Origin of the sequence: Halarsenatibacter silvermanii, from assembly GCF_900103135.1 — a bacterium.
Taxonomy (GTDB): Bacteria; Bacillota; Halanaerobiia; order Halanaerobiales; family Halarsenatibacteraceae; genus Halarsenatibacter; species Halarsenatibacter silvermanii.
Map to the genome: position 1 here is coordinate 79,020 of NZ_FNGO01000002.1, position 24,944 is coordinate 103,963.

A 24,944-nucleotide genomic window follows, 5' to 3' on the forward strand; every position below is an offset into this window, starting at 1 on the left:
AATCATTCACATCTTTTGGCGTATTTTAAAAACGAATAATAAGAAAGCAACATCGATAAGATTAAGCCTTCTTTTCCCGAAAGAAACCCCAGCTGAAAAAGATATCTTTTTATAAATTCCAGTATAGGTCTGATAAACAATACGAAAAGATTGGGGCAGCTAGAATTTTCTTTAGCTAAATCGGTGTAATAATTTATTTTGTCAACAAAATCATTTATATCTTTGTATGTTTTGTGAATTAATGGGGTTTTTAGTTTGCCAGCTTCTCCTTTAAAGGATAGAGTTTCATGTACCTGTCCTGAATATCGATGTTCAGAAATGTTATAAAATAACCTTACTGTATAATCAGGATACCAGCCGCAGTGCTTCATCCATTTTCCCATAAAAAAATTTTTGCGAGGAAATTTAAAAACTTTTTTTTCAGGATCACTTGAAATCACGGTACTAATCTCTTGTTTTAATTCTTTAGGAATACGTTCATCAGCGTCAACGATTAAAATCCATTCAGCAGTTATTTTATTTATGCCAAAATTTCTTTGCGAAGAAAAATTGTTCATTTCTTTTTGAAATATCTTATCAGTATATTTTCTACAAATTGATATAGTAGAATCATCACTAAAAGAATCAACAATTACAATTTCATCAACCCATTTTATTGATTCTAAACAAGATTCAATCATATCTTCTTCATTATAAGTCAAAACTAATGCTCCTAAAGACATAGTTTCCACCTCATAATATGATTTATAACATTTTACATATCACGAATAATTTTTTTCAAATTCTTTGTGTTTATCAATTACGTCATAAAGACCCCATTTGAGCAATCTGTCATAAACATGCTTCATCACTTTTTTCATGAAGTCATCGGAAAAATCCTTTTTTAAATTACTCACAATTTTTTCTAGCAGGATCTTTTTTTCTTCAAAAGTAATTAATGTATTTCGTGCATACATGATGGCCAATAATTTAGAAATATTTCTTTTAATGAAATAAACAGGCAAAAATCTTAGTTTTTTAACATTGTCCAAATCCAGCAAAACCAGTTCAAACTTGCCTTTGTTTTTAATAATAAAATAATTTATAAGAGAAGGATCACCATTTAAATATCTATAATTTAACATTAAAGAAAATTTCCTCGCAAATAAATTTAAAATTTTTCTTCTAAGATTTTGGTAGCTAATATTATTTAAAAAATCTTCAATATTTATACCTGGAACAAAGTTGGATAATATAAAGCTTTTCTTTAAAAACTTGCTATCAGAATAATCCCCTGCCAGCAAAACAGGCAGAGTATTAATACCTTTATCTTCCAGACCACTTCTTATCTTAATAATTCTTTGTGCTTCAGATGCTCTGAAAGTATTTTTCAATCTTCTTTTCCAGTTTTTATCAGCATAAACTTTTAGAAAAAATATTCTTCCCTTAATTTCCAAACGAAATATTTTATGCCCTTTATCAACTTTTAATAATTTCATATTCATATCACTTTCATAAATTGATGAGCAATTTCCAGAGACATCAATATCCAGACAGGAATAAATTGTTTGAAATACTAAAGATTCATAATTTAATTCACTAAACATAACTGATTCGTAATGCCAGTTCAATTTATTATAAAAGCTCATGATTGATCATCCGCAAAAAAAATATTTTTGAGACTGTTTTTAAAAGATTTTCTTTTATTGATGCTATTAAGGTGCTTACGTATCAGAGTTTCAAGCTTTTTTGTATCTTCTTTTCTATAAAATGATAAAAATAAATTGATTAAATCATCTGGAAGCCTTAATCGGGAAAGATCTTTAGCTATAATTTTGTCCGAAAGGTCTTTTGCCCTACTCGCTCTATTAAAGTCCAGTAAATATGTCTGTATTTTTTCTTTTTCTTCCTTATTAGTATGTTTAGTAAAATGAATGTTATTGGGCTGAAGATCACCATGAATAATTCCGGAATCATGCATTTTTTTCAACAATGTAGCCAGATTAAACAACAATAATTTTTGCCTCTTTCTAGATGCCTTCTGATAGACTGTCCAAAGATTGAAATCAAAGTCTATAAACTCACATACATAAAATGAGTTTATAAGCTTTCTAAAATTCTCTCGAAATTCTACAGCAACAACTGGTTTAGGAACATTTATTTTTAGTTCTTTTAAGGAATATGCTGTGCTTAAAGATCTTACCGCTCTAGAAGAAAATAATCTAAATCTTATATTATCGTAAAAATTATTTTGCCCAAATTTTTTTATTACCAATCGTCTGGAGGGTATATTGAACTTTGAAGAAATCGGAAAAGATCTCAGTACATTTCTAGAATTTTTATAAACTAATTCACCTTCATCCGAAAAGTTAAAAATCATTTCTATTATTGCATTAAAATCTGTCCTCTCAACGTTTGATCCGCCTCCAAAAAACAATGCTTTAGTGCTGGAATCAATATTAAGCGAATATATGTTTTCAACATCATTGGGATATTTATAATGATAATTAAACTTTTCTTTCAAGCCCATAACACTTTAATCTCCTCAAAAACCTCTCCTGGTTGAATTTCCTTAAGACAGCGATGATGCTCCCGCGGACACTCATGTTCACCGCAGGGACGACAGTCTATATCTCGTTTTAAAATACGAGATTTATTCTCAGAAGCGAAAGGATGATACTTTCTTTCATCGCTGGGACCGAAAATAGTTAGCTGTGGGGTGCCGGCCAGAGCTGCCACATGAGCCGGACCGGTATCGCCGCTGATCACCACCCTGGCTCTGGACATTAAGGCCAGAAGTTCGGGGATAGAAGTTCTGCCGGCTGCCTGGAATATCGAGTCCCGTAAATTTTCCTCAACCCTGCGGGCAATCCCCTGTTCAATCCTGCTGTTTCTCTCTCTGTCGCTCTCTCCACCGGTAATTACTATTTTCGCGTCCAAACGGGTCAATACCTGCCTGCCCAGCTCGATAAATTTTTCCACAGGCCAGCGTTTGCCCGGCCAGCTGCCGCCGGGATTTAAAATCAACAGTTCATTCCGCCAGTCAGAGGAGAAGTTGTCGTTTAACATGTGATCGATATTTATTCCGGCTGATTTTGGGGGTTCGACGCCGGGAAGCTGCGGATTTTCCGGTACTTCCAGCCCCAGCTCGTTCAACCAGCGCAGCTGATAATCAACAATATGTTCCTCTTCCGGGCACCAATCTCTGGCATAATCCAAAAACAAACTCTGGAAGGTAAAGCTTTCCCGCGCATAACCGGCCTTTGTTTTTGCGGAAATCGCCTGCTGAAGCAGAAGACTGCGCCAGCTGCCATGTATATTCAGACTGAAATCATATCCTTCCTTTCTCAAACTGCGAACAACCCTCACTGCCTCACTGATCCCGGCTTTTTTGTCGCAGGCAATCAGTTCATCGACAAAATCAGCCGCAGCCAAAAGGGAGGCAAAGGGTTCTAGAGCCAGAAGATGATATTCTTTCCGGGGGCACTGACTTTTGAGCTCCTTCAGAAGCGGCAGGGAAAAAATCAAATCCCCCAGATATAATAAATTTATGACCAGAACCTGTCCGGCGGATTCAAAATCTTTATCAATGTTCATCTATATCAGCTGCTCTCTCAGATAATAAATTTTTGATCTCCTGTAAAACTCCATCAACACTGAGATCCTGCATACAGCGATGATGCCCCTGAGGGCATTTTTTTTCACCGCAGACCAGACAATCAAGCTTTTTATTGCGAATAACTCTGCTGGTACTGCAGTAAGGACCATATACCTCCGGATCTGTAGGTCCCATGATGGCAGCAACTTTTGTATCTGCCGCAGCAGCCAGATGCATGGGACCGGTGTCAGCTCCCAGAAAAAAGTCAACTTCTTTAAGAATTCCATAAAGTTTTAGAAGATCTATTCTGCCGGCTGCGTTATATATCCGTCCGGAATGGCTCTCCTGCTGAAGTGCAGTTACTGTGCCCTGTAATCTGCCCCGCTGCTCGTTGCTGCCGCTGAAAATTATCTTCCAGCCGGCTTTCAGCAGCTTTTGAGCCAGCAGCCTGTATCTTTCCATAAGCCAGTTTTTGCTGGGCCAGGAGGAAAGAGGATGAATAACTCCTATCGGAGTCCGAGTGCTGCCCCTGTTTTCTTCCTTTTGCGGGGAAGAAAAATCGAGCAGAGCGCGCAGCTCTGCCGGCAGATCTTCATACCAGCCCTCCGGCAGTTTTATTCCGTAATCGATATCACTATAATCCGGAACTCTACAGCCTAAAGCAGAGGCCATCAATTCCAGATTTTCTTCCACTTTGTGTCTCACATCTTTTTCTTCAAAAAATCTGAGCAGCCGTTTATAAAACAGTCTGCTCCCCTCTTTTCCGTCACAGCGACCATAACTTATATCGCCGCGGGCAAATGATGAAGGCAGAGCGCTTTTGAGAATACCGTGGATATCGAAGGTCAAATCATAGCCGGGATCATCCATCTCCCGCAAAAAACTGCATAATTTTTTGAGCCGCTCGATCCCTTTAAGTCTATTTCCACCCCGGAGTTCATGGCGGGGAAAAACTCTGGTTTTATCCACAAAACTGCTGTTTTTGACCAGGGGAGCAGCCAGGGGCTCCACCAGCCAGTGCAGCTCATATTTTGAACGCTTTTTGGCCAGCAGCGAGAATGCCGGCAGAGTGTGAATAACATCTCCCAGAGCGCTCAATCTGATAAGGAGAACTTTCTTTTCTTCCCGGCTTAAGGGTAAAAGTGAAAATATTTCCTCTATCTGATCTCTCACCCGTTGACCTTGGCGATGCAGGATCTTTTGAGCGGAATCAGAACCGGTAAAATTAGATATATTTTCGCTTTCCAGAAACTCCTGCATTTTTTCTGTCAGTTCTTTTTCCCCGGAAACCAGACTCAGCGAATGGCCGTCGGCAATGCTTTCAAATTCCTCCAGATCATCTTCAATTTCATATATACTCGGCCCTAAAATCACGGGAATACCGCAGGCGAGCGGTTCGAGAAAATTATGCCCCCCTACCTCGGCCAGAGTGCCTCCTATAAAGGCCAGATCGGCCTCTTTGTAGGCTCCTATCAGCTCTCCAATGGTATCCAGCAAAAATACTTCTGTCTCCTCTTCGATCCGGCTGACACCCTCACTGCGCTGCTGCCAGTTAAAATTTTCTGCTTCCATCAAAGAAATTATCTCATCTCTTCTCTCGACGTGTCTGGGGGCTAAAATCAGGAGCGGTTTCCTGACTTTATCCTGATCTTTCAGCTTCTTTAATATGCGCAGCAAAATCTTTTCTTCCGGATCATGAGTGCTGCCGGCGACGATAACAGGACGATTCCCTCTGAGCTCAAAATCGGCTTCAGCCCTGCTGGCCTCCTCCAAAGCTCCCGAGTACTTAATATTGCCGCTGAGCTTTACTTTTTTCTCCGGAGCTCCCAGTTTTTTGATCCGCTCACAGTCCCGCCGGGACTGCATAAAAAACCGGGTAATCAATTTGACAAAAGGAGCGAGCAGGAATTTGATTTTGCGGTAACTGGAGAAGCTGTCATCGCTAATTCTTCCGTTGAATACTGCCACCCGGGTGCCTCTTCTAATTGATTCGCGTATTACGCCCGGCCATAGTTCGGTTTCCAGAAGCAGCAGAACGTCGGGCTGAAGCCGGCGTATAAAAAAGTAAATTAAGGGAGGAAAATCAGCCGGCAAATAGCAGATATGGTCGGCTTTCGTCAGCTGATTTCGGGCCAGCCTGCGTCCCTGCGGAGTCATGGTCGTCACCAGAAAATAATAATCATCCTCGGCCCTGTCCTGCAGTTCTCTCATCACCTCGCCGGCTGCCTTCATCTCTCCCACCGAAGCTCCGTGCAGCCAGATCACCTGGCTCCCATTTAATTTCTGACTATCGGCAAAATCCGTTACTCCCAGCCGTTCGCCAATCTCGTCTTTTCTTCCCCGGGCCAGCAGATAAATTAAATAGGGACTGAAAATCAAAATCGCAGCCAGAGTAATTATATTGTATATGAAATAAATCAGTGCTCTTTTCATCGTCGTTCAGCATCTCCTCGGTTGATCATACTTTCCAGCGGCGGTGAAGCCAGAGCCACTGCTCGGGATTTTCGGCTATCTGCTCCTCGGTAATCCTCAGCAGTCTTTTCAGCCATTCCTTTTCAGTCTCCAGATCAAGATCCTTCGGCACTTTCAGCGCCGGTTTTATTTCCAGCCTATAACGGGCAAAACCCGACCTTATCGAAAAAGCAGGAACTATGGGAACATCATAGCGAGCTGCCATCTTAACCGCCCCTCTGTGTACGCTCGCCGGGCGGCCAAAAAAGTCCATGGGCAGGCCTTTGGAGGCGTGCTGATCACCTATAATTATCAGCAGATCGCCTTTATTCAGCGCTTTGATGGAATCTTTTATTCCTTTTTTGCGGTCGACAAGGTCGACTCCGTGACTTTCTCTCAGTTTATTTATACGCTCATTAATCGCTGCTCGTTTATGAGTTCTGGCTATGGCGGTGACAGGATATCCCAGTTCAGAGATGAGACAGCCCATCCATTCCCAGTTGCCCAGATGGGCGGTATAAATGATGACCCCGCCGCTTTCGCTCATATTTCTGGCTGATTCGATATATTCTTCGCCTGTAATATCAAAATGCCGGCGGAGAGAGCCCTGTTTACTCTTTAACAGCAGGAATTCAATCGCTGCCTGCCCCAAATGTTTATAGCAGCCTTTGAGCCTGGAGTCTATCTCCTTCGCATCAAGCTCATCCAGAGCCTTTTCCATGTTATCTCTGGCTGTCTCGCGGCGAACTCCCAAAATGTAGCCAATTTTGCCCAGTAAACTGCCGGTCCCTGCCAGTAATTTCTCCGGCAGAAAATTTACGAGAATGCAGACAGCGTCAAAAACCGCTCCCGCAGCTCTATTTTTAACTCCAGCCAGCAAATTCTTGTGGTTGTCATTTTTAGCGGCCATATATTTCATCCATCTCCAGTCCATTTTATCTTTATTTTTTAAATTGAGCAAAACCAATATATTAAGAGGGCTTTTTTACCAGACTCTCGCTCGGAGCAGATCCTGAAAGTTCAGCATGCCCACCGGACAGCCTTCTTCATCGGTAACCGGCAGATGATTTATCTCCCGGTTTTCCATCAGTTTAAGAGCTTCAGCCGCCAGCACATCGGGCTGGACGGAGATGGGTGAAGGCGTCATCACTCTCTGCACATTTTCCTGCAGCAGATCCTGGCTCTCATTTCTGACAGCACGGCGCACATCTCCGTCGGTTATAATGCCGACCAGTTCGCCTTTCTCATCTATAACCGAGGTCGAACCCATTCTGCTGTCCGTCATGACAAAAAGAGCCCGCTGCACGGTTGCTTCGTCTTCTACCCGGGGGTTTTGCTGTCTAATCTCCAGCACATCATCCACCGTGGTCAGTAATCTGCGGCCCAGACTGCCTCCGGGATGGTAAAGGGCAAAATCGGAAGAATCCAGTCCCCTTAAATAGGCCAATCCCATGGCCAGAGCATCTCCTAAAGCCAGGGCAGCGGTGGTGCTGGAGGTGGGAGCCAGATCGAGATGACAGGCCTCTTCTTCAACGGTATTTTCCAGCACTAAATCGGCCCTGTCAGCCAGCGTCGAAGCGGGATTGGAGGTGAGCACAAAAAGTTCAGCTCCAATTCTTTTTACCGCGGGCACCAGTTTGAGAAGTTCCTCGGTTTCTCCGCTGTAGGAAATGGCCAGCACAATATCATCCTCGGTGACCATGCCGAGATCCCCGTGCAGGGCCTCGCCGGCGTGAATAAAATAAGCAGGCGTGCCGGTGCTTGACATGGTGGCGGCAATTTTCTGGGCAATAAGCCCTGATTTGCCCACCCCTGTCAGCTGCATTCGGCCTGAACTCGCCATTATTTTTTCGAGCGCCCGGCGAAAACTGCCGTCGATTGATTCGGATAGTTTCCGGACGGACTCAGCTTCATCGAAAAGAACCTGCCGACTTCTTTCCAGAGCTCCTGCCAGGGAAACTTCGTCCGGCCTGCCGGATTTATTCTCCATTCTATCGTTCACCACCCCGTCTGCTGATCATATCCAGCTCCTTGACCTCTTTAAGCAGTTCTTCCATATTGTCCAGCGGCACCATATTGGGACCGTCACAGAGCGCCTGCGAAGGCTCGGGATGAGTCTCTACAAAAAGGGATTGAATGCCGACTCCAGCTGCCGCCCGGGCTAATGGCCTTACATATTCTCTTTCGCCGCCGGACCGATCACCCTGTCCGCCGGGAAGCTGGACGCTGTGGGTGGCATCGAAGACCACCGGATAACCGGTTTCCTGCATGCGCACCAGAGATCTCATATCTACCACCAGATTGTTGTAGCCGAAAATTGCCCCTCGCTCGGTTAATATGATCTTATGATTGCCAGTACTCTCTATTTTTTCGACCACCTGCTCAATATCCCAGGGAGCCAGAAACTGTCCCTTTTTGACGTTGACTATTTTCTGAGTCTCGCCTGCAGCTAGAACTAAATCGGTCTGACGGGATAAAAACGCCGGAACCTGAACTATATCCAGAACTTCGCCGGCTATTTCAGCCTGTTCCGGGCTGTGAATGTCGGAAAGAACCGGCAGGGAAAATTTTTCTTTTATATCTGCCAGAATTCTCAGACCTCTATCCAGCCCCGGTCCTCGAAAAGAATCTATAGAAGATCTGTTAGCTTTATCGTAGGAAGATTTGAAAACATAGGGAAAGTTGAGTCTTTCGGCGATCTCTTTCATGCGGCTGGCTGTGGTCATGGCCAGCTCCCGGCTTTCCAGCGAACAGGGCCCGGCCAGCAGCACGGGCGGGCTTTCGGGATCTCCAAAAATTATATCATCATTCAGCTTTATTCTCTTCGTCATCTGTTATTCCCTCCTGGGCCAGAAGTTTTTCCACGGATTTGATGTCACCGGGTCTGTCCACTCCCGGTCCGTGATGTTCGCAGACACCCACCCTTATCCTGCAGCCGTTTTCTAAAGCCCTGAGCTGTTCCAGCGATTCGCATTTTTCTAAAGGGGTGGGATCGAGTTCGGTAAAGTCAAGCAGAAAATCTCGACGGTAAACGTACATACCGATATGTAAAAGCGGTCCTCCCTCCGGTTCCGCCAGGCTTTTCTCTCGCCCGGGAGGGTCAGAATTCTCCGGATGAGAGGGTATGGGAGCGCGAGAAAAATAAAGGGCATAACCGTCTCTATCCCTGACTACTTTGACCCGGTTTTTATCTTCTATTTTTTTCCGGGAAAGCGGCGAGGCTAGAGTCGACATGACCGCTTTCTCGTCTTCGCGCAAAAGCCTGAGAGCCTTTTCTATCATCTCCGGGCGGATAAGCGGTTCATCTCCCTGCACATTAACGACCAGCTCACAGTCGAGCCCGGCGGCCACCTCGGCTATCCGGTCGGTGCCGCTGCTGTGCCCGGGATCGGTCATAACAGCCCGACCGCCGAAATCCTCCACTTCTTTTTTTATTCTATGATCATCGGTGGCCACGATAACATCATGCAGACTTTCCGTTTTGGCCGTGCGCTGATAAACTCTTTCGATCATACTTTTACCGGCTATTTCAGCCAGCGGCTTGCCGGGAAACCGGTTTGAGCCGTAACGGGCCGGTATGATGCCAGTGCTTTTCATTAATCCGATTCCTCCAAATAATTTTATTCAATTCCGGGCTTCAGCCGCTGCCTGCTCCAGAGCGGACAGCATTTCACCCGCAAAATTTTCATATTCCTCTTTGCCTTCCTCATCGATAAATTCCAGCCTGCCCTCTACTGCCAAAAGCCTTTTATCATATCTTTGAAAAAATTGTTCTATCTCAGGAGTTATTCTGGTCATATCTTTTTCCGTGGTCACCACCAGCCCTGGAGAATCCTGATCCAGCAGGCGGGATTTCTCTGCTCCTTTGCCGATAAATTTCTGGACAAAATCTCCCCTGGTATAATCATGGTGGTCTGAAAAGGCCACCTCTTCGAAAATATTGCTTCCCAGCTCCTGCAGAGTCTGTAAAAAAGCTTCATGATTGCCGATGCCGCTGAAAGCTATTATGCTGCTGTCCTCCAGCAGCTCAGGCGAGTAATGACTGCCGGCCGGATCGTATAGACTTTTAACCTTATATCTGCTCAAACAGAGGGGAATATCAGCATTTACCTTTTTGATCCTGGTCTTTATATAATCCAGACGTTTATTTTCCACCTGATCTGACCTGGTAATCAAAATTCCATCGGCTCTCTTTAATGAATTCACTTTTTCCCGCAAAAGACCTCTGGGAAGCAGATGGCCGTGCCCAAAAGGAGCGGTGGCATCGAGCAGTACCAGATCATAATCTCGAGCCAGAGCACGATGCTGAAAACCATCATCTATTAGTATGACATCAACTTCTAAATTATCTGCAGACCAGCTGGCAGCTCTGGACTTGCTGTTGCAGGCCACCACGGGAATCTTTTCCAGGCGGGAAGCCAGCATAAAAGCTTCATCGCCGGCTTTCTCCGGGCCCGCCCGAACCGATTTTTGATCCGATACCAGCAGCGGCTTTTCAATATTGCGGCCGTATCCTCGGCTGACAACAGCCGGCTTATATCCCTGTTTTTGAAATCTTTCCGCCAGCGCCATAACGGCAGGCGTTTTGCCGGTGCCGCCCACAACAATATTACCGACACTTATTACTGCCGGCTCCACTAAAGCAGAAGATATGAAGCCTTTATCATAAAAAAAATTGCGGACAGCCACCGCCAGACCATAGATTACAGCCAGCGTCCGCAGGAATGCAAATAGCGGCAGCCAGACAGGAGAGGGATTATCACTGGATATCAGTTTCTCAAGTCCTGCTTCGAGATCCACAAATTTTCACTCCCCGGAACATCAACTCTTTCCGCGGCAAAAAAAAACAAATCAACTGGTTTGTTCGAGCAGCTTCTCAGCCTGTTCGTGTGCCTGCTCCATTCTGGTTTCTACATACCGACAGGCCTCTTCTTTGCCATGATCAGCGAGTTCTGTGATCGGCTGGCCGAAGTAAATCGAAATTCTGCTGCCCGGCCAGGGCAGCCGAAACTCATCCCAGCTGGAAAAAGTATAGGCGCGGTCTACCGCCGTCCCCACAGGTATCATCGGCAGCTCTGATTTTCTCTGCAGCAGCACAGGCCCCGGCTTGATCCTGCGGGGAGGTCCTTTGGGACCATCAGGGGTGATAAAAACCCGGCGCTCCTCGGCCAGCTCATTGAGAAGCTTGCGCAAGGATTGTATGGCACCGCGGCTGCTCGAGCCGCGCACAACTCTCCAGTCAAAGCGATGGAGCACATCCGTTATCAGCTGGCCGTCCTCGCTCATGCTGGCCAGAGTAACGAAGCTGATCCCCTCTTCTCTGGCTCTGAGGGTGAAATAATGAACCAGAGGCCAGATAAAACAGTGCCAGACCAGAAAAATACCGCCCTCTTCGGTCTCTCTGCGCGCTCTCTCCCAGTTAGGAGATCGGCGGCGGTAGGTAAGGTGAGTTAATCTGATCAATTTTTCCAGCAGCAGAGCTCGACTCATACAGTCTGCTCCTTTAAAAGCTGATTGCGATATAAAGAAGCGTATTTATCGTCGCGATCTATCAGAGTTTCGTGATCACCGCGTTCGATCATCCGGCCATCCTCCAGGACCACGATATTGTTGACATTGATTATGGTGCTGAGTCTGTGGGCTATGATAAAGGTAGTTCTGTCCTCCATCAGCCGCGCAAGAGCATCCTGGACCATCTGTTCAGATTCGGCATCCAGCGAAGAGGTCGCCTCATCGAAGATCAAGATTTTGGGGTCTTTGAGCAGCGCTCTGGCTATTGCCACCCGCTGCTGCTGACCTCCGGAGAGTCCGGCTCCGCGCTCGCCCACCCTCGTCTCGTACCCGTCGGGAAATTCGCTGATAAAATGATGGGCATTGGCAGCCCGGGCGGCCTCTTTTATCTCCTTTTCTCCGGCTTCAAAATTGCCGTAGGCGATGTTTTCCTGGATCGTGCCGCTGAAAAGAACAGTCTCCTGGGGTACGATACCTATATTGGCCCTGAGCCAGTCCATGTCAAGTTCCCGGACATCATTGCCGTCCAGGCGCACCTCGCCCTCGGTGGGATCATAAAAACGGGGTATTAGATCCACCAGGGTGGACTTGCCGGCTCCGCTGGGGCCAACCAGCGCGATGGCCTCGCCGGGTTCAACTTCAAGATTTATATTTTTTAGCACCCGCTCGTCCTCCCGGTAGGCAAAGGATACATCATCGAAAACGACCTGACCTTCTATGGTTTCAGGCTTTAAGCCGGACTGCGGCGGCGTTATAATATCATCATAATCCAGAGTTTCGAAGATCCTCTCCCCTGCTGCCAGCGCCTTCTGTATCTTGGCATTTATCTGCGAAAGCGATTTGATGGGGCCGGTCATGGCCAGCAGCATGGTGAAGAAAGCTATCAGCTCGGAAGCGGCCATATTGCCGCGAAGAACCTCCAGTCCGCCGTACCAGAGAATGATAGTAAAGGCTATAGAAGCTACAAATTCCACCAGCGGCGAGAGCATAGCTTTGTACTGTGATCCCTTGAGTCTGGCCTTAAAATCTCCCTCATTGCTCTCAGAAAAGCGTTGATATTCATAATCTTCCCGGCCGAAGGATTTTATTACCCTCATAGAAGATACAGTCTCCTGAATAACATCGGAAACATCAGCTATCTTGACCTGAGCTCGCCTGCTGACCCGGCGAATTTTTGTGTTGAAAACCTTGATAATATATGCCACGGCCGGAAGCACAATTAAGAGAAAAAGAGTTAACCTCACATTGAGATAAAGCAGATAGATTATGCCCCCTATGACCGTAAAAAGCTTGTATATAAAGGTTACAGTGGTCTTGATCAGAGCTTTTTGAACCACCTTAACATCGTTGGTCAACCGGGAAATTAGTTCACCGGTTTTGTGCTGATTATAAAAACTGAGAGATAGCCTCTGCAGATGAGCGTACAGATCGTTGCGGATATCGAGCATTACCCGATGGGAGACATATTTGCTCAAATACTTTTGAAAATAATAAACGACTCCTTTAATAAAATATACGATCAGCATCGCGGCAGCAATCATGGTCAGCACGGTAAAACCTTCGCCCTCTTCGGCCAGCCCCGAAATAATCGTTTCGATCAGCTCCTGAAAGACGCGGACGAAAAACACGGTGACAAAAGAATGAATCAGCATGCAGAGAACCGCGAGAGCCGCTCTTTTTTTATATGATTTTATATATTCGAAAATCCTCAGCGCAATATCCATAATAATTTTCCCCTGCTTTCCCTGCGGATTGCCAGAACTAAATATTTTGCCTTAAACACCGTTGAGATGAAAGGTGCCGTTGACAAGCCTGACCACCGGCTTGCCCTCATAAAAATCAATTCGGGATATGCTGCCGTTATTGAAATAAAGCCTGGTATAGCGCTCCAGCGGAATCCCCAGAAGATGAATAAGATATATCCTTAAGGCTCCACCGTGAGCAACCACAGCTATTTTTTCTTCGCCGTTCCCGCTTAGAATCTCTGTCAGAGCGCTGCTGACCCTGTCCATAAATTCGTACATGTCCTCTCCTCCCGGCGGAGATACTTCTCCCGGATCATCCAGCCAGTTATCAAACCGATCGCCGTATTCCTCGCGTATCGTCTCGTAATTCTTTCCTTCCCAGCGGCCGAAATCGATCTCGCGCAGACCGGGATATTCTTTTACCTCCAGCTGACGCGATCTGGCTATTGCCGCCGCCGTATCCCGGGCCCGGCTGAGATCGCTGCTGCATACTTTGTCAATATTTTCCTCTGCGATAAATTCAGCAGCCCGCCTGGCCTGCTGACGGCCGGTATCATTCAAAGCTACATCTTCCTGGCCCTGATACCTTTTATTTTTATTCCATTCTGTCTCTCCATGTCTGATCAAAATCAGTTCTTTCTTTTCGCTCATGGTAATGTGGGATCTCCTTCCCAAAAATATATGATTGTTTTTTCATCCTTTAAAACAACACCTTTAGGCTGCCCCGGAGCGGCGAAATATCACTGCAGACCCAGCAGGACAATCAACACGATAAGTTCATCAACCTCATTCAACATACCGAAGATATCGCCCGTCATCCCGCCCAGCAGCGAAATTACACCGCGACTTATCAGCACCGTAAAAACCAGAGCTGTCGCAGCAGAGATAATTATAACATGGAAAGGGAGTAAATCAAAAGTCGGCAGCAGCAGGATCAGCGCCAGTGCCGCAGCAGCCAGATGAAGCATCCGGGCGAAATTGAGTCGGGCAGAAAAGACTTCAGCCAGGCTATCAGAAAGCACCGGCAGTTTGATCAGCCCCACGGCCATGATCAGACGACTTATAACCGGCATAATTATCAGTCCACCGATCCGCCAGCTATCAATTAGAAGCCAGAAACAGAGAAACTTGAGCAGCAGATAAATGATAGCGGCCAGCACGGCAAAAGCACCTGAGCTGCTGTCGCGCATTATCTCAGGAATCTTTTCAGGAGGACGTCCGCTGAGCAGGCCATCGGCGCTGTCCATAAGTCCATCAAGATGCAGTCCTCCGGTTAAAACAAGATAAAAAAGCAGCAGCAGGCCTGCTGCCAGCGGCCGCGGGAAAATCAGAAGCAGCGGCCGATCTATCAAAGCCAGAATTGCACCGAGCAGCATTCCTACCACGGGAAACCAGTAAAGAGACCTGCGAAAATCCAGACGGGCATTTTGATCGTCCATCCGGGCATGGATAAAATCGGGCAGCGGCAGCCTGGTTAAAAAACTGATTCCCGATATTAAAGCACGCAGCTCGCGGTTGACCGACGAATCAAACTTAAAAGATCTTTTTTTGCTCATAAAATTTCATCTCCGGTTAGCGGGGAAGCGGATATTTCTTCCAGATTGACAGGACGGCCGGAGATCATAAAATAACTTTTATCGGCCATCTGCTCCATGCGCCGGTTTATTCTTCCGGCCACATCCCGGAACAGACGCCCCAGCGAGCTGAGAGGAACCACGCCCAGACCGACCTCGTTGGCCACCATTATGAGAGCAGCATCTTTATCCTGGCTAATATCTGTCAGTCTATGCAGAGAGTCGATAATTCTTTCTGTCAGTTCTCCCTCGTCGGCAGTAATCTCATCGGAGTCAGAAACAGCTCCGATATGATTGCTGATGAGCAGGGTTATGCAGTCCAGAATCAGGGTGTCTTCCCGGCTCAGGCCTTCAGGCTGAGCCAATTCCTTCAGCGGCCCGGCCGGATTGAGCTCTTCCTCGACGGTCAACCAGGAGTCCGGGCGTCTTTCTCGATGAGCGGCTATCCTGCTGCTCATCTCATCATCTCCGGCCGAAGCTGTAGCAAGATAGTAAACATCCCCCTCCAGTTCTTTTTGACGCTGATGAGCTATTTTCTCCGCCAGCCCGCTTTTGCCGCTGCGGGCTCCGCCAGAAATAAATATGATCATCATATGTCCTCCAGTTCATCGGTCAGCTGAGGGTGAACTGCTCCGACCAGCTCTTTCAAGCCATCTATAACCCTGGGACCGGGTCGGCTGAGGCGGTCCTGATCTGCCATATGCACTCTGTCCTCCTGGACAGCTGTAAGTGCAGAAAAATGTTCTCTGTTTTTTATTCCCTCCGCGGATACATTGTTCTCCCCGCTGTGAGGAGTGGAAATGTAAACCTCCGGATCTGCCAGCAGAAGTTTTTCGAGGTTAAACTGCGGCCAGCCCGAACCTGCCTCGGCCCCTACATTTCTGCCGCCGGCCCGCTCGATCATATCATCTATAAAGGTATCTGCTCCGGCTGTCTGCAGGGGCTCACTCCAGATCTCATAAAAAACCCCCGGCGTTTTTTCCCGCCCGGCTACCAATTCTTCAATTTTGCTCAGTTTATCCTGCATCTCATTCTTGACCTCGCCAGTTGTCTCTCTATAACCGGTCATTTTGCCGGTCCTCTCAATAACAGAAAAAGTGCTTTCCAGATCAGCAGGATCAAATCCTGCCACCACCAGATCGAGTTCTCTGAGTCTGATGATATCTTCGACCGGATTAATTCCTGCTGCCATAATCAAATCAGGCTGCAGCTCCACTATCTTCTCTATATTGGGATCCACCGTGGTTCCGATTGTATCGACCTTTCCCTCCCTGACTTCAGCCAGCATCTTTTCAGGATGGTCACATACCTCGGTTACTCCGACAACCTTATCCCCCAGACCTATACCATAAAGCATTTCTGTCAGGCTGGGAGCTAAAGATACGATTCTTTCCGGCGCTTCTGTGAGTTCTATCACCTCGCCCAGATCATCTGTGATCTCCTGGGGCTCGAAAGCTTCAGCAGAGAAACCCAAAAAGCCCGGAAGAAGTACTGCTATGATTGCCAGAACTACAGCGGTACAAAAAACTCGTCGATCTGCAGAAAATACACCGGAAATCATCAACAGAGATACCTCCTGTCTCTAAAAAATTGGATGCTCAAAAATTATTTTCCTCTCCGATAAAGAAAATAAGCAAATCCAAAAAATACAAAACTCATAATTATCGCCTGAAAGGGTTCCATAATCTAATCCCCTCCGAGAATTTTTTCTCTCGCCGGTACAGGCGGAGGCTCAATTTTATGTCTGGTAGAATCTTTCATTTTTTTTATTCTTTCCTCCAGCTCCGGCTCAGCCTCACCGGTCAAAATATACCTGTCGAGAGTTTTGTAGCTGAAACCCATCTCCTTCTCGTCAGATTGATCCTGCCAGAGGCCGGCCGTCGGTTTCTTTTCTATAATTCGCTCCGGTATGCCCAGATGCCGGGCCAAAACTCTGATCTCGTTCTTGACCAAACGGCCCAGCGGTGCGATATCGACGCCACCATCGCCGTGCTTGGTAAAATAACCGGTGGTCAACTCACTCCAGTTGTCGGTGCCTATCACGAGAGCATCACGGCGGGCAGCCAGATAATAGAGGGAAGTCATCCTGAGTCTGGGCTTGATATTGGCAGAGGCCAGCCGGTCCTCACCCGGTTCCAGCTTCCGCAGTTTAAAAAGGAGGTTATCATAGACTTCGTCGAGCTGCAATTTTTTTACATTTATACCGATCTTCTTTGCAACCAGCTCAGCATCCTCGATGCTGTCAGCGCTGCTGCCGCAGGGCATTATGACCGCCAGGCTGTTTTCGGGAAAAACCCGCTGTATTAAAGCTGCGGTCACCGCAGAATCAAGTCCGCCGCTCAAACCCAAAACCCCTCCGCTTTTACCGGCATCCTCAACCCTATCAACAATCCAGCTACAGAGATTTGCAGCTATTTCATCATAGTCATGAGCCTTATTATATTCCAGATCATCAGCAGAATCCACCAGTTAAAACCTCCCAATCTCATTCGATCGATATCGAATTTTAATCCTCGCTTTCTTCCACTCTGGGCAGCTCGCCCTGGATCACATTTTCCATAAAACCTCGCATCTGCTCAATCTGCCAGCGTCCATCTGCTTCCCGCAGATATATCTCGTCCTCAGCCTGCCAGCGAACCACCTCTTCCTCTCTCTGGAAGAAAAAAGTATAATTTGCCTCTATAATCGGCGGATCTTCCTGACTGTGTTCAAGCTCGAGATCCTCAACGCCGAAAAGGGTTTCCAACCTTTCCTCCAGATCTTCCTCAGATGGCTCTTCTCCATTCTCCTCTATCTCATCAAGATGATAAAACTGCTGCACTGTTTCCATAACATGGGTCTCTGAGACCATTCTTCTCAGCTCCCCGAGATCCATGCCGGTCGTGTCTTCGAGAAGATTTACATTTTTTTCATTGACCGCCTGATAGTAGTATTCCGCTACCTCTTCGGGCTCGTGTTGAGGTGTGATAAATTCCTCCGGGCCGGCTGTAAAGAAAAAAAGCGGCAGGCCTATCATAAGAATCCCGATAACCGCCATCACCGGCCATTTGCGCCGAACCTGATAGCGCAGAAACTTTTTAATATTAAATATTTTATGCTGTCTTTTGAGTTTATCGCGATCGATTTCATTTTCAGATTTAACTACCTCTCCTTCTTCCAGCTCAGCCAGTTTTCTGCTGAGCTCGGAAAAATCAGGCCTTTTTTCTGGTTCCGCTTCCAGACAGGAACGCAACAGATCTCGAAATTCCTCGGCGAGCTCGGGCCGGGAAAATTCGACCGGTTTCATTCTTCCTTTTCTAACCCTTTCGACTATTTCAGATCTATCCCTGCCAGCATGGGGAGATTCTCCCGTTAACAGATAATAAATTATCACAGCCAGATTAAAAACCGCTACTTTTTCCGCATTCAAATTCTCCCTCTCTCTGCTGATCAGTTCAGGAGGGCGATAGCTTTCCTCCGACAGCCGGGGTCTGTCATCTTCGCTGTACAAAAGCAGATAATCGGCGGTGCTGGGAGGCAGAAGTTTTATATCTCCCCCTTCACTCCAGCGCAGATGCTCGATCTTTATGAGAGGGATATCCTCGCCCTTCTCCTCAACTTCGGCCGGCAGCGCCTCTGCCAGAGAAGCAGATATCCTGCGCCACCAGCGCCAGATGAGCTCGGGTGACAGCTTCTGATCCGCGCTGAAAGTAAGCTGCTCCTGCCGGCATTCCTCGGGAAAAATAAGATAATAATCACCCTGATGCCGAATAACCCCTTCGATTCCCATGAAGACTCCCCTATCATCCGAGGGCCACCAGCTTAGCTCATCCTCGATCTCTTCCACAACTTCTTTCATTATACGGGAGCGGGGCTGCTGACCCGAGAAAATAGGGCGGGCGTAAAATTTATCTCCCCGTATTTCTATCTCGATGTATTCATCCCTCTCAGTCACAATTTCCACCTCCGCCAGCTGTCAGACTATCGTTATATGGTATACTTCGATTCTGACCGGGACTGCTGTTCAAATTCTTCTTTCTTATCCTCATAACCTTCCCGCCCCATTACTCCATAGGTATAATTTTTACCCAGCTCAACTCCGGGCTGATTGAAGGCATTTATATCGAGCAGTTCCCCGACCAGTGCGGTTTCAAGCTCCAGCATATAAAAAAGCTGTCCCAGAGTATGGGGATTTACTTCCGGCATCTTAATTGTACAGTTAAGCCGGCCGCGTTGAGAGAGCGCCATCTCTGTAGCACGCTTTTCGATATTTAGAAGCTCACCCAGACTGCTGCCGCCGAGATAATTCACTCCATCCAGATCATCGTAAAACCCGGGAATTTCAACATCTCGATCGTGTTCTGCAACCTCGATAAAATTGACAACTTTATCGCGGGGCCCCTCCATATAAAGCTGAAGCTGAGAATGTTGATCGGTAGCTCCCAGGGCTTTGACAGGTGTCTGACCGGCATTTATCTGCTGACCTTCCCTGGTTTCAGCCTTGCCCAGCGACTCAGCCCACAGCTGTCGATACCAGTCGGCAACATCTTTAAGCTGATGACTGTAGGGCATCATCACGGAGATATCCTTGCCCTGTTGATAGGCCAGATAATGCAGAAGTCCGTGCATATAGGCGGGATTATTCCACACATCTTCCTCCTGGCAGCGACGGGCCATGTCGGCTGCTCCGGCCAGCAGTCCTTCAATATCAACACCGCAGAAAGCCGATGATACCAGCCCCACGGGGGAAAGAACAGAAAATCTGCCTCCCACATCTTCGGGGATATAAAACTCGGGAAAGCCCTCCCGCTCGGCTATTTTAAGAAGATAACCGGAAGAGGAGCTGGTTGTGGCTATAAAATGATCCTGTACTTTTTCTTCTCCCACCTCCTGAGCCACCCTGTCCCGGGCGATAAGATAGAGGCTCATGGTTTCAGCGGTGGTGCCTGATTTTGATATTACGTTGAAAATTGTCCTGCTTAAATTCAGGTTATCGAGAAGCGAGGCAAAACGCACTGGATCCACGTTGTCAGGGACGTACAGGCGAGGGCTTGCTCCTCTAAATTCACAATTCTCGTTGTAATAAGGGGGGTTGAGAGCTGTCTGGACTGCTATATTGCCCAGGGCAGAACCCCCTATGCCCAGAACTACAAAATTGTCCACCTCTTTGATCATCGCATCTCTCAAATCTTTAATATCATCGACGACCTGGTCCTGTTCGAAGGGAAGTTTCATAAAACCCGGTTGTTCCCTTTCAATGCAGCTGTGAGCATCGCTGACAGCCGCTTTTTTTTCCTCTATGTCATCGGTGTTAAAACCGTAATCCCCCTGCAAATTCTCCCTGAACATATTGCTGACATCCAGCTCGATAGCAGAATGACTGTCTTCAGAGCTCATCAATTTATACCCCCATTTTTGGAATTGTGATTACTGACATAAAAAAATTAAAATAGACCGCATTATCAGCTGTTCTGCCAGGCTCAATCACCATAAACCTGAAGTCGTCTGTAAGCCAGAGCCAGAGCTGCTCCCAGTCGAGCATTTTTTTCCAGCAGCAGCATTTCAGCCTCTGGATATTCTCCGCTGCCATTTTTCCCGGGCCAGGACTTCCCCTTGCCGGTCTTTTTTGCGAAATCACTGATGAGCAGCATGCCCGTCTGCATATCAAGCTGCCGCTGAGTTCTAAAAATTTCAGCAGCTTCCTGAACCGAATTGACCGAATTGGGCAGAGCTTCGTTCCCTTCTGAATTCTCACCTTCCGAAGGATCATCGGTTCTAAAACCTACAACTTCCACGCCCCGACTTTTCAATCTCACATAAATTTGATCAGCATCGGAAGACGGTTGAACTCCAGAAAAAATAGTCAGCAGCGGCCTTCGAGCTAGCTCCTGCAGCACCGCAGCAGGAAAACTTTCATGATCACCTGCAAAAGTATCACCCTTGAGGCCATTTTCTCCCGTCAACAGAAAATTAAATCCGGCTGATTCCGCCATAAAAATTGCTGCGTCAGCAGCGGCCCCGCCCGATCGGCTTTTGGCTGCAGCAGATGCCAGATTACAGCGGTCAACTCTGGCAGTCTTTTCCTTTGAAGCTAATACCTTCAATTCTTCATCGGTCAATCCTACCTTCGGCTCACCTTCATAAACTCCGACACCGGCGGCAAGCGCCCCTTCTTCTTCTATGATTTTCTGAAGCCGGAGAAAAAACTCTAAATTTTCAGGATGAGGAAGCCCGTGGATCAATGATGCTGTTTCCAGCGTCACCACCGGCCTGCCGGTTTTGTATATTTTTCTTTCCAGCTGTTCAGAAACTTTTATAGCTGTCAAGTTAACCCACCTCATTGATTTATTCCAGATATCTGGCTGTTTTCCTCTATCGATAATCGAAAAATTACCCGCCTCTCCGGGAAACCCGCGAATTGAACCAAAATAAAAACCGACCCTTTCGGGCCGGAATCGTTAAATTTCAATTTTATATGAAATCCATATTATCGCTATCAAATAATTCGAACTGCGGCACCGCACCCTGCCAGAGCAAAACTGCAGAAAGGAGATGCCGGTTTTACTCTACTGTGATCTCCTTGGCAGCTTCCCATTGGCCGTGAAGGTTACAGAACTCAAAAGCTCTCAGTGTACAGGATTCTTCCAGCTTTATCATCAGCGTGGCACAGGCCTGAGTCTCGGGAGTGAAATCGACTCTGGCTATCTGATAGTAATCAGCATAAAGTTCCAGATACTGGATGAAATGTCCCTCTTCCATGGGATGATCTATTTCATTACCCATTTTTACGGTGACTTCAAAGAGTTCTCCAGCTTCGACTGTATCGGGGGCAACTATGTGAGGTACATGCTTTTTCTCCAGAGTAGTCTTATCAGCAGGATCATCGAGCTTTTGGATATCATAATAACTCATAATAATTTTTCCCTCCTGGCAAATTTTTGAATCGCTTATCTTCTCCCCAAACTGCGGGAGCATTGATGTTGGAGCTCTTTTTTAAGAAAACTTTTCAAATTCGTCGTGAGATTCGCCACAGATAGGACAGTAGTCCGGAATCTCATTTTTGATGGTAAAACCGCAGACCTCGCAGACGCCGAGATAATCTATATCATAATCGGAGCCGCGCTCTACCGCTTCTTTGGCCTCGCTGAAAAGATCAGCGTGTGCTTTTTCAGCTTCCAGAGCATAATGAAATGTCTTTACAGCCTCATTTTCCTCCTGATTTTTTGCAACCAGGGAATAAGCAGGATACATTTGATCTATTTCATGTCTTTCTCCCTCGATAGCTCCGGCCAGATTTTCCGCTGTGTCGTTGAGGCCGAACACTGCGCCGGAAGCTACCAGGTGATCTCCCTGAACATTATCCATAGCCTCAAAATGATTGCGAGCATGAACCTGTTCAGCATGAGCAACTGCTTTGAAAAGAGTCGCAACCATCGGATAGCCTTCCTCGTCAGCTTTGCTACCCCATACCTGATATCTCTGATAGGCCTGACTCTCTCCGCCAAATGCCGAACGCAAATTTTCTGACGTCATATCGTTCTCAACCATGCTTTCACCTCTTTTATATGTTGATGTATTTACCAGGTTCTGCTTAATAATAATTATTTCTCTGAAAGTATAATAACATCGAAACCGTTATTTGTCAAGATTTTTCACTGATGACTATTTTAACTGCAATGCCAAAAAATTATTCTCATATCAAATTTTGAGCTCCAGTTTGAGCCCGCTGGACAGTTTTACTTCTGTAAAAAGTGTTAGCTCGCCTTTCTGCAGAGTATAATCCTCAGCTCCGACCTCGTCTCCGTTCAATTTGATCTGCTCGGGCGGCTGTTCCAGCCCGGCGCAGACCAGCTCGATCTTCTCAGGTGAGTCGGAAAAGCCGGTATGAACGGTTTCAAGTTCCATGGTAAAGCTTCCGGACCGGCTGACAAGCTGAACTTCGTAAAGATCATATTCTCCCTGCTGATGATCAAAACTAATACCATCGTCCAGATAAAGATGTGTGCTGTCGCGGCTTTCAACTCTGCCGGGAAATAATCTAAACCTCAGCCTTTCAAAACCACCTGCAGGTGCCTGCATGTCAGGATCGGGATCTTCAAAGATCACAGAGTTCTCTTTTATGAACAGGGGCATTCTCTCCAGGGGAGCTTCCATCACCCAGCTCTGTCCGCCGCGATAATAATCACCGGTCCAGTAACTATACCAGCCGCCTTTGGGCAGATACACCCGGCGTTCACGAGAGTCCGGACGGCATACAGGTGCGGCAAGCAAGCTTTCACCGACCATTATCTGGTCGTTGATATTGTGAAGCCGATCGTCTTCCGGATAATGCCAGAGCGGCGGCCGCCAGATAGGCATTCCTTCCCTGCTCATAAGATAGAATAAGCTGTATATATGGGGCAGAAGTCTGTAACGAAACTCAATATAGCGTCTAATTATGGAAGTAAAGGGCTCCCCAAAAGCCCAGGGCTCCTGAGCTCTGGTGCCTATGCAGGTATGATTGCGGAAAAACGGCATCAGAGCTCCCAGCTGAGTCCAGCGTGCCAGCAGTTCTCCGCTGCAGTCATCGGAAAAACCTCCCACATCACTTCCACAAAAACCAACACCACTCATCCCCAGGTTGGCCAGCATCGGTATATTCATCTCTAAATGCTGCCAGAAGCTGCGGTTATCACCTGTCCAGATGGCAGCCTGACGCTGGATGCCGGCAAATCCGGCTCTGCTCAAAACAAAAGGTCTTTCCTGTCTCTGTTCGCGGATGGCTTTTCGCGTGGCTTTAGCCTCGAGAAGAGCATACAGGTTGTGAAAGCGACGATGAGAATCAGCATCTCCATCGTTATCATGAAGTACATCATTCGGCAGAGTCCTGCGCTCGTTGAAATCTGCCGGTTCGTTCATGTCATTCCAAAAACCGCGCACTCCCTGTTCCAGATAATTTTCGTGCAGTTTCTTCCACCATTCCCGCACTTCTTCTCTGGTAAAGTCCGGGAAAACGCTTTCTCCCGGCCAGACTTCACCGGTGTAGATTTTGCCATCAGAACGGCGCAGAAAATAATCCTCCTCCATCCCCTCTCTATAAACATCATATTCGGGATCCTTTTTAACTCCGGGGTCAATAATGTTTATGAGGTTGATACCGCTCTGTGATAGTTCTTCGGCCAGAGTTTTCGGATCGGGAAACCGCTGCTCATCCCAGGTGAAAACCCTGAATCCATCCATATAATGAATGTCCAGATGGATGGCATCGCAGGGAATATTTTCTTTTTCCATTCTGCTGGCCAGCTCCCTTACTTCCGACTCCGGATAATAGCTGTAACGGGATTGATGATAACCCAGCGACCACAGAGGCGGCAAAGGATGTCTGCCGGTAAGCCAGGTGTGTTTTTTGACGACTTCGGCCAGCTCCGGTCCAGCATAAAAGTAATAATCTAAATTGCCGCCCTCACAGGTATAAATAAGCTGTCCGGAGCGTGAATCAGCCACATCGAAGCTGGATGGATAACTGTTGTCAAAAAATATTCCGTAGCTGTATTCAGGTTTAAAGCCAATATAAAAGGGAATAGAAACATACAGAGGATCAGTTGAAGGTACATGAGGGGAAGCTTCATCGGTGTTCCACATCCGGTAGGTTTTCCCTCTTTTATCAAGAAAACCTGTCTTCTCGCCCAGACCATAAATTCTTTCTTCGGTCCTGAGCTCCTTACAGGTCCTGAATTCATCTCGACGGCTGCCGAGAGCCGAACCGGGAACATCGGCGTGGATTAGTTCATCGTTCTTATCGTAGAAATTGATCTGGAAAGGACTTTTACAGACAATCACCGTCAAATCCGGACCGGAGAGTTTCATTTTTTCATCAGTTTTTTCATATGTTATCTCCGGAGATTCGACCTCAGCACTAACAGCCGGGGTTGAATCCCGGGAAAATTCTTCTTTTTTCCCGGCCACCACCCGGACTATACCCCGGGCCTGCCAGATCACTTCCAGACGATGTTTATCCAGATCTACTGCTCCTCCCCGAGCCAGCTCGGCAAAATCAAGCGCGCGATATTGATACTGAAAAGGTCGCTCTGCCTGTCCCTGAGCTTTAAACTCCTGGCTGTCCATTTG

Annotated in this window: 23 protein-coding genes; all 23 read right to left on the reverse strand. The window is 46.9% G+C overall.

All coding sequences use genetic code 11. The annotated features are described in order from the left end of the window. Positions 1 to 2 precede the first annotated feature (2 nt). The 23 genes from BLT15_RS01355 to BLT15_RS01465 all read right to left on the reverse strand — a co-directional run bounded on the left by BLT15_RS01355 (position 3) and on the right by BLT15_RS01465 (position 24,941). Positions 3 to 722: a glycosyltransferase family 2 protein gene (locus tag BLT15_RS01355; RefSeq protein WP_089757920.1), complete on the reverse strand. Its 720-nt coding sequence runs from the start codon at positions 720 to 722 to the stop codon at positions 3 to 5. A gap of 39 nt (positions 723 to 761) precedes the next feature. Continuing rightward, positions 762 to 1,628 (reverse strand): hypothetical protein, encoded by an 867-nt coding sequence (locus tag BLT15_RS01360; protein ID WP_089757922.1) that lies wholly within the window; start codon positions 1,626 to 1,628, stop codon positions 762 to 764. Next, positions 1,625 to 2,509, reverse strand: a complete 885-nt coding sequence (locus BLT15_RS01365; protein WP_089757924.1) for a lipopolysaccharide kinase InaA family protein — start codon at positions 2,507 to 2,509, stop codon at positions 1,625 to 1,627. Before BLT15_RS01365 ends, BLT15_RS01360 begins: the two co-directional genes overlap by 4 nt. Beyond that, positions 2,500 to 3,576, reverse strand: coding sequence for a glycosyltransferase family 9 protein (locus BLT15_RS01370; RefSeq protein ID WP_089757925.1), 1,077 nt, complete (start codon positions 3,574 to 3,576; stop codon positions 2,500 to 2,502). The genes BLT15_RS01365 and BLT15_RS01370 overlap by 10 nt, the downstream gene beginning before the upstream one ends. Then, positions 3,566 to 6,010 carry a glycosyltransferase N-terminal domain-containing protein gene (locus tag BLT15_RS01375; RefSeq protein ID WP_089757927.1) on the reverse strand — a complete coding sequence of 815 codons (2,445 nt, stop codon included), beginning with the start codon at positions 6,008 to 6,010 and terminating at the stop codon, positions 3,566 to 3,568. The genes BLT15_RS01370 and BLT15_RS01375 overlap by 11 nt, the downstream gene beginning before the upstream one ends. A 25-nt stretch (positions 6,011 to 6,035) precedes the next feature. Next, the gene (locus BLT15_RS01380; RefSeq protein WP_143422989.1) at positions 6,036 to 6,989 is read right to left on the reverse strand and encodes a lysophospholipid acyltransferase family protein; all 954 of its coding nucleotides are present in this window, start codon (positions 6,987 to 6,989) and stop codon (positions 6,036 to 6,038) included. Between the two features lie 24 nt (positions 6,990 to 7,013). Further along, entirely contained in the window at positions 7,014 to 8,018 is a 1,005-nt protein-coding gene (locus BLT15_RS01385) for a KpsF/GutQ family sugar-phosphate isomerase (RefSeq protein ID WP_089757930.1), read from the reverse strand. Position 8,019: 1 nt separating this feature from the next. Beyond that, the gene (kdsA, locus tag BLT15_RS01390) at positions 8,020 to 8,859 is read right to left on the reverse strand and encodes a 3-deoxy-8-phosphooctulonate synthase (protein ID WP_089757932.1); all 840 of its coding nucleotides are present in this window, start codon (positions 8,857 to 8,859) and stop codon (positions 8,020 to 8,022) included. Next, a complete protein-coding gene (gene kdsB, locus BLT15_RS01395; protein WP_089757934.1) occupies positions 8,834 to 9,625 on the reverse strand; it encodes a 3-deoxy-manno-octulosonate cytidylyltransferase in 792 nt (263 codons plus the stop codon). The genes kdsA and kdsB overlap by 26 nt, the downstream gene beginning before the upstream one ends. A gap of 27 nt (positions 9,626 to 9,652) precedes the next feature. Then, positions 9,653 to 10,828, reverse strand: coding sequence for a tetraacyldisaccharide 4'-kinase (lpxK, locus tag BLT15_RS01400; protein ID WP_089757936.1), 1,176 nt, complete (start codon positions 10,826 to 10,828; stop codon positions 9,653 to 9,655). A gap of 51 nt (positions 10,829 to 10,879) precedes the next feature. Further along, complete coding sequence (locus tag BLT15_RS01405; RefSeq protein ID WP_089757938.1) at positions 10,880 to 11,518, reverse strand: lysophospholipid acyltransferase family protein; 639 nt, start codon at positions 11,516 to 11,518, stop codon at positions 10,880 to 10,882. Next, positions 11,515 to 13,263, reverse strand: coding sequence for an ABC transporter ATP-binding protein (locus BLT15_RS01410; protein WP_089757940.1), 1,749 nt, complete (start codon positions 13,261 to 13,263; stop codon positions 11,515 to 11,517). Before BLT15_RS01410 ends, BLT15_RS01405 begins: the two co-directional genes overlap by 4 nt. A 51-nt stretch (positions 13,264 to 13,314) precedes the next feature. Then, entirely contained in the window at positions 13,315 to 13,935 is a 621-nt protein-coding gene (gene cobC / locus BLT15_RS01415) for an alpha-ribazole phosphatase (protein ID WP_089757942.1), read from the reverse strand. An 89-nt stretch (positions 13,936 to 14,024) separates the two neighbouring features. Next, on the reverse strand, positions 14,025 to 14,840 hold the full coding sequence (cobS, locus tag BLT15_RS01420; protein ID WP_089757944.1) for an adenosylcobinamide-GDP ribazoletransferase: 816 nt from the start codon (positions 14,838 to 14,840) through the stop codon (positions 14,025 to 14,027). Beyond that, positions 14,837 to 15,448, reverse strand: a complete 612-nt coding sequence (cobU, locus tag BLT15_RS01425; protein ID WP_159429756.1) for a bifunctional adenosylcobinamide kinase/adenosylcobinamide-phosphate guanylyltransferase — start codon at positions 15,446 to 15,448, stop codon at positions 14,837 to 14,839. Before cobU ends, cobS begins: the two co-directional genes overlap by 4 nt. Continuing rightward, entirely contained in the window at positions 15,448 to 16,419 is a 972-nt protein-coding gene (locus BLT15_RS01430) for an ABC transporter substrate-binding protein (RefSeq protein ID WP_089757947.1), read from the reverse strand. The genes cobU and BLT15_RS01430 overlap by 1 nt, the downstream gene beginning before the upstream one ends. A 125-nt stretch (positions 16,420 to 16,544) precedes the next feature. Next, positions 16,545 to 17,324: an NAD(+) synthase gene (gene nadE / locus BLT15_RS01435; RefSeq protein ID WP_234985455.1), complete on the reverse strand. Its 780-nt coding sequence runs from the start codon at positions 17,322 to 17,324 to the stop codon at positions 16,545 to 16,547. A 40-nt stretch (positions 17,325 to 17,364) separates the two neighbouring features. Then, positions 17,365 to 18,801 carry a serine/threonine-protein kinase gene (locus BLT15_RS01440; RefSeq protein WP_159429757.1) on the reverse strand — a complete coding sequence of 479 codons (1,437 nt, stop codon included), beginning with the start codon at positions 18,799 to 18,801 and terminating at the stop codon, positions 17,365 to 17,367. Positions 18,802 to 18,824: 23 nt separating this feature from the next. Next, positions 18,825 to 20,234 (reverse strand): glucose-6-phosphate isomerase, encoded by a 1,410-nt coding sequence (locus tag BLT15_RS01445; protein ID WP_089757951.1) that lies wholly within the window; start codon positions 20,232 to 20,234, stop codon positions 18,825 to 18,827. 83 nt (positions 20,235 to 20,317) lie between these two features. Further along, the gene (locus BLT15_RS01450) at positions 20,318 to 21,163 is read right to left on the reverse strand and encodes a pseudouridine-5'-phosphate glycosidase (RefSeq protein WP_159429758.1); all 846 of its coding nucleotides are present in this window, start codon (positions 21,161 to 21,163) and stop codon (positions 20,318 to 20,320) included. Positions 21,164 to 21,398: 235 nt separating this feature from the next. After that, positions 21,399 to 21,749 (reverse strand): class II SORL domain-containing protein, encoded by a 351-nt coding sequence (locus tag BLT15_RS01455; RefSeq protein WP_089757954.1) that lies wholly within the window; start codon positions 21,747 to 21,749, stop codon positions 21,399 to 21,401. Between the two features lie 81 nt (positions 21,750 to 21,830). After that, on the reverse strand, positions 21,831 to 22,385 hold the full coding sequence (locus tag BLT15_RS01460; protein ID WP_089757956.1) for a rubrerythrin family protein: 555 nt from the start codon (positions 22,383 to 22,385) through the stop codon (positions 21,831 to 21,833). 150 nt (positions 22,386 to 22,535) lie between these two features. Then, a complete protein-coding gene (locus BLT15_RS01465) occupies positions 22,536 to 24,941 on the reverse strand; it encodes a glycoside hydrolase family 31 protein (protein ID WP_089757958.1) in 2,406 nt (801 codons plus the stop codon). Between the last annotated feature and the right edge of the window lie 3 nt (positions 24,942 to 24,944).

What these genes read in the sequence shown, in the direction of transcription:
- BLT15_RS01455 (WP_089757954.1), bottom strand. Translation starts at nt 21,749, where the DNA reads ATGAGTTATTATGATATCCAAAAGCTCGATGATCCTGCTGATAAGACT.
- BLT15_RS01465 (WP_089757958.1), bottom strand. Translation starts at nt 24,941, where the DNA reads ATGGACAGCCAGGAGTTTAAAGCTCAGGGACAGGCAGAGCGACCTTTT.
- cobS (WP_089757944.1), bottom strand. Translation starts at nt 14,840, where the DNA reads ATGAGCAAAAAAAGATCTTTTAAGTTTGATTCGTCGGTCAACCGCGAG.
- kdsB (WP_089757934.1), bottom strand. Translation starts at nt 9,625, where the DNA reads ATGAAAAGCACTGGCATCATACCGGCCCGTTACGGCTCAAACCGGTTT.
- kdsA (WP_089757932.1), bottom strand. Translation starts at nt 8,859, where the DNA reads ATGACGAAGAGAATAAAGCTGAATGATGATATAATTTTTGGAGATCCC.
- BLT15_RS01405 (WP_089757938.1), bottom strand. Translation starts at nt 11,518, where the DNA reads ATGAGTCGAGCTCTGCTGCTGGAAAAATTGATCAGATTAACTCACCTT.
- BLT15_RS01365 (WP_089757924.1), bottom strand. Translation starts at nt 2,509, where the DNA reads ATGGGCTTGAAAGAAAAGTTTAATTATCATTATAAATATCCCAATGAT.
- BLT15_RS01360 (WP_089757922.1), bottom strand. Translation starts at nt 1,628, where the DNA reads ATGAGCTTTTATAATAAATTGAACTGGCATTACGAATCAGTTATGTTT.
- BLT15_RS01430 (WP_089757947.1), bottom strand. Translation starts at nt 16,419, where the DNA reads ATGATTTCCGGTGTATTTTCTGCAGATCGACGAGTTTTTTGTACCGCT.
- BLT15_RS01375 (WP_089757927.1), bottom strand. Translation starts at nt 6,010, where the DNA reads ATGAAAAGAGCACTGATTTATTTCATATACAATATAATTACTCTGGCT.
- BLT15_RS01445 (WP_089757951.1), bottom strand. Translation starts at nt 20,234, where the DNA reads ATGAGCTCTGAAGACAGTCATTCTGCTATCGAGCTGGATGTCAGCAAT.
- cobC (WP_089757942.1), bottom strand. Translation starts at nt 13,935, where the DNA reads ATGAGCGAAAAGAAAGAACTGATTTTGATCAGACATGGAGAGACAGAA.
- BLT15_RS01355 (WP_089757920.1), bottom strand. Translation starts at nt 722, where the DNA reads ATGTCTTTAGGAGCATTAGTTTTGACTTATAATGAAGAAGATATGATT.
- BLT15_RS01460 (WP_089757956.1), bottom strand. Translation starts at nt 22,385, where the DNA reads ATGGTTGAGAACGATATGACGTCAGAAAATTTGCGTTCGGCATTTGGC.
- BLT15_RS01410 (WP_089757940.1), bottom strand. Translation starts at nt 13,263, where the DNA reads ATGGATATTGCGCTGAGGATTTTCGAATATATAAAATCATATAAAAAA.
- cobU (WP_159429756.1), bottom strand. Translation starts at nt 15,448, where the DNA reads ATGATCATATTTATTTCTGGCGGAGCCCGCAGCGGCAAAAGCGGGCTG.
- BLT15_RS01370 (WP_089757925.1), bottom strand. Translation starts at nt 3,576, where the DNA reads ATGAACATTGATAAAGATTTTGAATCCGCCGGACAGGTTCTGGTCATA.
- BLT15_RS01385 (WP_089757930.1), bottom strand. Translation starts at nt 8,018, where the DNA reads ATGGAGAATAAATCCGGCAGGCCGGACGAAGTTTCCCTGGCAGGAGCT.